This is a genomic window from Pseudomonas sp. P7758 (assembly GCF_013386485.1).
GTDB lineage: Bacteria > Pseudomonadota > Gammaproteobacteria > Pseudomonadales > Pseudomonadaceae > Aquipseudomonas.
The window spans coordinates 20,719-28,203 of sequence record NZ_JACARS010000196.1 but is presented as its reverse complement, the minus strand read 5'-3'; the positions used below and the strand labels follow the sequence as shown (position 1 = coordinate 28,203).

The 7,485-nt window shown below is 62.5% G+C and carries 7 protein-coding genes; all 7 read left to right on the top strand.

Annotated features, from left to right (window positions below; all coding sequences use genetic code 11):
• Positions 1 to 85 precede the first annotated feature (85 nt).
• The 7 genes from HX873_RS30135 to dtd all read left to right on the top strand — a co-directional run bounded on the left by HX873_RS30135 (position 86) and on the right by dtd (position 7,332).
• Positions 86 to 1,492 carry an amino acid permease gene (locus HX873_RS30135; RefSeq protein ID WP_177123645.1) on the top strand — a complete coding sequence of 469 codons (1,407 nt, stop codon included), beginning with the start codon at positions 86 to 88 and terminating at the stop codon, positions 1,490 to 1,492.
• Positions 1,493 to 1,508: 16 nt separating this feature from the next.
• Entirely contained in the window at positions 1,509 to 2,714 is a 1,206-nt protein-coding gene (hutI, locus tag HX873_RS30130) for an imidazolonepropionase (protein ID WP_134325596.1), read from the top strand.
• Between the two features lie 11 nt (positions 2,715 to 2,725).
• Entirely contained in the window at positions 2,726 to 3,526 is an 801-nt protein-coding gene (gene hutG, locus HX873_RS30125; protein WP_087692905.1) for an N-formylglutamate deformylase, read from the top strand.
• Between the two features lie 259 nt (positions 3,527 to 3,785).
• Positions 3,786 to 4,733, top strand: coding sequence for a choline ABC transporter substrate-binding protein (locus HX873_RS30120; RefSeq protein ID WP_008439284.1), 948 nt, complete (start codon positions 3,786 to 3,788; stop codon positions 4,731 to 4,733).
• 154 nt (positions 4,734 to 4,887) lie between these two features.
• Complete coding sequence (locus HX873_RS30115) at positions 4,888 to 5,823, top strand: alpha/beta hydrolase (RefSeq protein ID WP_177116694.1); 936 nt, start codon at positions 4,888 to 4,890, stop codon at positions 5,821 to 5,823.
• A gap of 103 nt (positions 5,824 to 5,926) precedes the next feature.
• Positions 5,927 to 6,898: a prolyl aminopeptidase gene (pip, locus tag HX873_RS30110; protein ID WP_008439282.1), complete on the top strand. Its 972-nt coding sequence runs from the start codon at positions 5,927 to 5,929 to the stop codon at positions 6,896 to 6,898.
• Entirely contained in the window at positions 6,895 to 7,332 is a 438-nt protein-coding gene (gene dtd, locus HX873_RS30105) for a D-aminoacyl-tRNA deacylase (protein ID WP_087692908.1), read from the top strand. Before pip ends, dtd begins: the two co-directional genes overlap by 4 nt.
• The last annotated feature ends 153 nt before the right edge of the window (positions 7,333 to 7,485 follow it).

Genomic DNA, 7,485 nt, shown 5'->3' with positions numbered 1-7,485 from the left:
CGAGCGGGAGCAAGCTCCCTCGCCACAAAAAGCTTGTCCACACCGCTTCGAATTTTCTCAGGATAAAAATAATTAGGGACGAGAAATGCACTCGGAAAAAGGTTTAAAACGCGGGCTCTCCGCCCGACATATTCGCTTCATGGCCCTCGGTTCCGCGATCGGTACCGGGCTGTTCTACGGCTCTGCCTCCGCCATCCAGATGGCCGGCCCCGCCGTGCTCCTGGCCTACCTGATCGGCGGCGCCGCGGTGTTCATGGTCATGCGCGCCCTCGGCGAAATGGCCGTGCATAACCCGGTGTCCGGCTCCTTCGGCCAGTACGCCAGTACCTACCTGGGCCCGATGGCCGGCTTTATCCTCGGCTGGACCTACGCCTTTGAAATGATCATCGTCTGCCTCGCCGACGTCACCGCCTTCGGCATCTACATGGGCTTCTGGTTTCCCGAAGTCGCGCGTTGGGTCTGGGTGCTGGGCATCGTGTTGCTGATCGGCGGCCTGAACCTGTGCAACGTCAAAGTCTTTGGCGAAATGGAGTTCTGGCTGTCGCTGCTCAAGGTCGGTGCCATCGTCGCAATGATCCTCGGCGGCTTCGGCATCATGCTGTTCGGCATTCACTCGGCGGGCGAAGCACCCGCTACCGGCCTCAGCAACCTGTGGGCTCACGGTGGCTTCATGCCTAACGGCGTGGGTGGCTTGATCGCGTCCTTCGCGGTGGTGATGTTTGCGTTTGGCGGCATCGAAATCATCGGCATCACCGCCGGCGAAGCCAAGGACCCGCAGCGGGTGATCCCCAAGGCAATCAACGCCGTGCCGTTGCGTATCCTGCTGTTCTACGTGCTGACGTTGTTTGTGCTGATGGCGATCTACCCGTGGCCGCAGATCGGCAGCCAGGGCAGCCCGTTCGTGCAGATCTTCAGCAACCTGGGGATAGGCTCGGCGGCGACCATCCTTAACATTGTGGTGATCTCGGCCGCCGTCTCGGCCATCAACAGCGACATTTTCGGCGCCGGTCGCATGATGTATGGCCTGGCCCAGCAAGGGCAGGCGCCCAAGGGTTTTGCCCAACTGTCGAGCCAGGGCGTGCCGTGGATGACCGTAGTGGTGATGGGCGCCGCGTTGCTCGGCGGTGTGGTGCTCAATTACCTGATCCCGGAAAACGTGTTCCTGGTCATCGCCTCGATTGCGACCTTCGCCACGGTGTGGGTATGGCTGATGATCCTGGTCACCCAGGTGGCCATGCGTCGCTCGATGACCAGGGAACAGATTGCCGAGCTGAAATTCCCGGTGCCGTTCTGGCCCTACGCGCCAGCGGCCGCCATCGTGTTCATGCTGTTCATCTTCGGCGTGCTGGGTTACTTCCCGGACACCCAGGCCGCTCTTATGGTCGGCGCCGTGTGGATCGTCTTGCTGATCGTCGCCTATCTGCTGTGGGTCAAGCCCGCCGCCGGGCAATCGGCCAAGGTCCACTACGACCCGGCTTTGTCTCATCGATAACCTAATGGAGGCGTTGATGAAAACGCTTTGGCAACACTGCCACGTTGCAACCATGGCCCAGGGCAACTACTCGATCATCGAGGACGCCGCCATTGTTACCTCGGGCACGCTCATCGAGTGGATCGGCCCGCGCGCCGATCTGCCGGATGCGAACTACGCAACCACCCATGACCTGCAAGGGGCGTGGGTCACGCCCGGGCTGATCGACTGCCACACCCACACGGTGTTCGGCGGCAATCGCAGCGGCGAGTTCGAGCAGCGGCTGCAAGGCGTGAGCTACGCCGAGATCGCAGCGGCCGGTGGCGGTATTGCCAGCACCGTGCGCGCCACGCGTGCGGCGAGCGAAGATGAACTGTTTGCCAGCGGCCACAAGCGCCTGCGCAGTTTGCTGCGCGACGGTGTAACCACCGTCGAGATCAAGTCCGGCTACGGCCTGGACCTGGCCAGCGAGCGCAAGATTTTGCGGGTGATCCGTCGCCTCGGCGCCGAGTTGCCGGTCAGTGTGCGCAGCACCTGCCTGGCGGCGCATGCGTTGCCGCCGGAGTACGTGGACCGGGCCGATGCCTACATCGAACACATCTGCACCGAAATGCTCCCGGCGCTGGCAGCGGAAGGCCTGGTGGACGCGGTCGACGCCTTCTGTGAGTACCTGGCGTTCTCACCGGAGCAGGTGGAGCGCGTGTTCATCGCCGCCCGGAAACTTGGCTTGCCGGTAAAGCTGCACGCCGAACAGTTGTCGTCCCTGCATGGCTCCAGCCTGGCGGCGCGGTACCAGGCGCTGTCGGCGGACCACCTGGAATTCATGACCGAGGAAGACGCCATCGCCATGGCCGCTTCCGGCACCGTCGCGGTGCTGCTGCCGGGCGCGTTCTACTTCCTGCGGGAAACCCAGTTGCCGCCGATGGATGCCCTGCGCAAGCACGGCGTGAAGATCGCGATCGCCAGCGACCTCAACCCGGGCACCTCGCCGGCGTTGTCGGTGCGCTTGATGCTGAACATGGCCTGCACCCTGTTCCGCATGACCCCGGAAGAAGCCCTGGCCGGCGCCACGCAACACGCGGCCACCGCCCTGGGCCTGGGCAACAGCCATGGCTCGCTGGAAGTGGGCAAGGTCGCGGATTTTGTCGCCTGGCAGATTGATCGTCCCGCCGACCTGGCCTACTGGCTGGGTGGCGAGCTGGATAAACGCGTCGTGCGCCACGGCGTCGAAGTCACCGTTTAAGGAGTACCGCTGTGGATAAGGTTCTGAACTTCAAACAAGGCCGTGTGCCGCTGCTGATCAGCATGCCCCACGCGGGCCTGCGCCTGACGCCGGCGGTGCAAGCCGGGCTGATCCCCGAGGCGCAAAGCCTGCCGGACACCGACTGGCACATTCCCACGCTGTACGACTTCGCCGAAGCGCTGGGCGCCAGCACCCTGGCGGCGGAGTATTCGCGCTTTGTCATCGACCTGAACCGGCCTTCAGACGACAAGCCGCTGTACGTTGGCGCAACCACCGGCCTGTACCCGGCGACACTGTTTGACGGTGTGCCGCTGTTCCGCGAAGGCCTGGAACCGTCCAAGGCCGAGCGCGCCACGTACCTGGAGCAGGTGTGGACGCCGTATCACCGCACTCTGCAAAACGAACTGGCCCGGCTCAAGGCCGAGTTCGGTTATGCGCTGCTGTTTGATGCGCACTCGATCCGCTCGGTGATCCCGCACCTGTTCGAAGGCAAGCTGCCGGACTTCAACCTCGGCACCTTCAACGGCGCGGCCTGCGATCCGCAGCTGGCCAGCGAACTGGAAGCCATCTGTGCCGGCCACCCGCAGTACAGCCATGTGCTCAACGGGCGCTTCAAGGGCGGGCACATCACCCGTCACTACGGCAACCCGGCCGAGAACATCCACGCCGTGCAGCTGGAGTTGGGGCAGTGCACCTACATGGAAGAGTTTGAGCCCTTCCGTTATCGCGCCGACCTGGCCGAGCCGACGCGGGTGGTGTTGAAGGAACTGCTGGAAGGGTTCCTGGCGTGGGGCAAGCGGCATTACTCCTGAGTGGCGTCGCTGCTGAGATAGCCTTCGCGAGCAAGCCCGCTCCCACATTCGACCGTGTTTCTTCAGGAGGAACACGGTCGAATGTGGGAGCGGGCTTGCTCGCGAAGAGGCCCTCAACAGCAACACACCTCCCAAGTCGTCTGTGTGCAAATCCCTGTCGCCACAGTTCGCTTTGATCGAGGTCTCGCTGGGTAAGGTGTTGGGCACGGCGCGTCAGACGCCACTCCCACAATAAAAACTGCCGAGTGAGACCGCATCGATGAAAAGACTGTTCAACCGTTGTCTGTTGATTCTCACCGGCGCCGCACTCTTAAGCGCCAACGCGATGGCTGCCGACCCGGCCTCGTGCAAGGTCGTGCGCATGGGCGTGGTCAGCTGGACCGACGTGATCGCCACCAGCGGCATGGCCGATGTGCTGCTCAATGGCCTGGGCTATGACAGCAAGCAAACCAGCGCCGTGCAGCAAATCATCTTTGCCGGCATCCGCGACAAACGCCTGGATATCTTCCTCGGCTACTGGAAACCGGCGATGGACAACAACATCGCGCCATTCCTCGCGGCCAAGCAGGTCAAGGTGTTCGACAAGCCGAGCCTGTCCGACGCCCAGGCGACGCTGGCGGTGCCGCAGTACGTTGCCGACGCCGGCTTGAAAACCTTTGCCGACATTGCCCGCTTCAAGGACAAGCTGGGCGGCAAGATCTATGGCATCGAGCCGGGCAGCGGTGCCAATACCGATATCCAGAAAATGATCGACAGCAATCGCTTTGGCCTCGGCGGCTTCAAGCTGGTGGCGTCCGGCGAGGCAGGCATGCTGGCGGCGGTGCAGCGGGCAGTGAATCGCAAGGAGTTCGTGGTGTTTGTCGGCTGGACCCCGCACCCGATGAACATCAACATGAAAATGGCGTACCTGACCGGCAGTGAAGATGTGTTCGGTGCCAACGAAGGCATGGCCACGGTCTCCACGGTGACGGCGCCGGATTACGCCGAACGTTGCCCCAACGTGACACGCCTGCTGGAAAACCTGACCTACACCGCGGCCCAGGAAAGCCAGTTGATGGTGCCGATCATGGACCGCAAGACGCCGCAGGATGTGGCCAGACAGTGGCTGCGCGACAATCCCGAGGATTTGCAGCGCTGGCTGGCGGGCGTGACGACCCTGGATGGCAAGGACGGCGTGGCGGCGGTGCAGGCCAGCCTCAAGCCCTGAGCAAATGAAGATCAAAATGTGGGAGCGGGCTTGCTCGCGAATGCGGTGGGTCAGCCACACAAGTATTGACTGATACACCGCATTCGCGAGCAAGCCCGCTCCCACATTGGATTCGTGGCGGCTGTTAAATCCTTATCTTCAGGACGATCCTTCGATGTCCCATTACCCGATTTCCGCGCAGATGTGCGCCTTCGTCGAAAAAACCGAATCCTTCACCAGCGACGACACATCGCTGGCCGGATTGCGCCGAGGCTACGACCGCATGTGCCAGGCGTTCACCCCGGCGCGGCCCGAAGGGTTACAGGTGTCAGACGTTTCCCTGGGTGGCGTGGGCGTACGCATTTATCAACCGGCGACGCCAATCCCTGATGGCGGCTGGCCATGCATCCTTTATATGCACGGTGGCGGCTGGGTGGTCGGCGGCCTGGATTCCCATGACTTCATGTGTGCTGAGCTGGCCGACTCACTGCAAGTGCTGGTGATCGCCATCGATTACCGCCTGGCACCCGAACACCCGTTTCCGGCCGCCTTTGAGGATTGCCGTGCGGTCTGGCAGGCGATCCAGGTGGGCGAAGCGCCCCAGCCGATCAACCTTCAGCGTCTGGTGGTGGCCGGTGACAGCGCCGGCGGTAACCTGGCGGCGGCCCTCTGCCTGGGCCTGCGGGATGACCATCAGCCGCAGCCCCTGGCGCAAGTCCTGATCTACCCCGGCCTGGGCGGCCCCGCCGACCTGCCGTCCCGCCGCGATTGCGTCGACGCGCCGTTGCTCAGTACCGCCGACACCGAGTGCTACCTCGCCCTTTATCTGCGTGGGCCGGGCAAGCCGTCGCCCTACGCCATGCCATTGCTGGCCGTGGATTTCAGCGGGTTGCCGCAGGCTTTGATCGCTGTCGCCCAGTTCGACCCGTTGCGGGACGACGGCATGCTCTACGCCGAACGCCTGCAAGGCGCCGGGGTGGCGGCCACGCTGTATCCCGGCAAAGGCCTGGTTCACGGCTGCCTGCGGGCCCGGGGCCAGGTGTTGGAGGTCGACCGGCTGTACGTTTATCTGCTGGACTACCTGCGTGGTGTTCTGCTGACACAGGTCTAGGTCCACGAGGACATGCTCATTGCACAATTCGGGTTTATGATGCCAGACGGCAAAATAATAGACGTCCCCCCAGGGATGAACTCGACCCCTTACGGAGCGCGCAATGCAGACTTTGTACCCGCAGATCAAACCCTACGCCCGGCACGATCTGGCCGTCGATGAAACCCACGTCCTGTACGTCGACGAAAGCGGTTCCCCGGAAGGCTTGCCCGTTGTGTTCATCCATGGCGGCCCCGGCGCCGGGTGTGATGCCAATAGCCGCTGCTATTTCGATCCTAATCTGTACCGAATTGTTACTTTTGATCAGCGTGGCTGCGGGCGCTCCACCCCACGGGCCAGCCTGGAAAACAACACCACCTGGGACCTGGTGGCCGACCTTGAGCGGATTCGCGAACATCTGGGCATCGAAAAATGGGTGCTGTTCGGCGGTTCCTGGGGCTCGACCCTGGCCCTGGCCTACGCGCAAACCCACCCGGAGCGTGTGCACGGCCTGATCGTGCGGGGCATTTTCCTGGCCCGCCCCCAGGACATTCAGTGGTTCTACCAGGCTGGCGCCAGCCGGCTGTTCCCCGATTACTGGCAGGACTACCTGGCGCCTATCCCGGCGGAGGAGCGGCACGACCTGCTCAGCGCCTACCACAAGCGCCTGACCGGCAACGACCAGATCGCCCAGATGCACGCCGCCAAGGCCTGGTCCACGTGGGAAGGGCGCATGTTGGGCCTGTGCCCGAACCCGCAATTGATCGAGCGTTTCTCCGAACCCCAGCGCGCCCTGTCGATTGCCCGTATCGAATGCCATTACTTCACCAATAACTCGTTCCTTGAACCTGACCAGTTGATCCGCGACATGCACAAGATCGCCCACCTGCCTGGCGTAATCGTGCATGGCCGCTACGATATGATCTGCCCGCTGGACAATGCCTGGGAGCTGCATCAGGCCTGGCCCAACAGTGAGCTGCAGATCATCCGCGAGGCCGGCCATGCGGCTTCCGAACCCGGAATTACCGATGCGCTGGTGCGTGCGGCGAGTGAAATGGCACGGCGCCTGCTTGATTTGCCGCCTGAAGAAGCATGAAGGGGCTTTTGCAACGGGTGCGCGGCGCCCGGGTCGAGGTAGAGGGGCAGGTGGTCGGGGCGATAGACCAGGGTTTGCTGGTGCTGGTGGCTGTCGAGCCTTCGGATACGCAAGCCAGCGCCGACAAGCTGCTGCATAAGCTGCTTAACTATCGGGTGTTCAGCGACGACGAGGGCAAGATGAACCTGTCCTTGAAAGACATTGGCGGCGGTTTGCTGCTGGTGTCGCAGTTCACCCTGGCGGCAGACACCAAGAGTGGGCTGAGGCCGAGCTTCTCTACGGCGGCACCGCCGGCGTTGGGCGAGGCGCTTTTCGACTATCTGCTGTTACAAGCGCAACAATTGCATGGCACGGTAGCGGCAGGGCGTTTTGGCGCTGATATGCAGGTGCATTTGGTCAATGATGGGCCGGTCACCTTCCTGTTACAGACGTGAATGTACTGAAAACGACTTGTGATGCCCAAAAAACCGGGTTTTCGCTACAAATACTTCGCTGACCCTGATGCGTTGTCACGCGGGCTACTAGATAATCGCGCGCTACGGGGATCAGCGTTAATTGGTCCATTTTTGACTTAGGTAGAGACTTGT

Coding starts and splice junctions, on each gene's coding strand:
- HX873_RS30120 (WP_008439284.1), top strand. CDS start 3,786: ATGAAAAGACTGTTCAACCGTTGTCTGTTGATTCTCACCGGCGCCGCA.
- HX873_RS30135 (WP_177123645.1), top strand. CDS start 86: ATGCACTCGGAAAAAGGTTTAAAACGCGGGCTCTCCGCCCGACATATT.
- dtd (WP_087692908.1), top strand. CDS start 6,895: ATGAAGGGGCTTTTGCAACGGGTGCGCGGCGCCCGGGTCGAGGTAGAG.
- HX873_RS30115 (WP_177116694.1), top strand. CDS start 4,888: ATGTCCCATTACCCGATTTCCGCGCAGATGTGCGCCTTCGTCGAAAAA.
- pip (WP_008439282.1), top strand. CDS start 5,927: ATGCAGACTTTGTACCCGCAGATCAAACCCTACGCCCGGCACGATCTG.
- hutI (WP_134325596.1), top strand. CDS start 1,509: ATGAAAACGCTTTGGCAACACTGCCACGTTGCAACCATGGCCCAGGGC.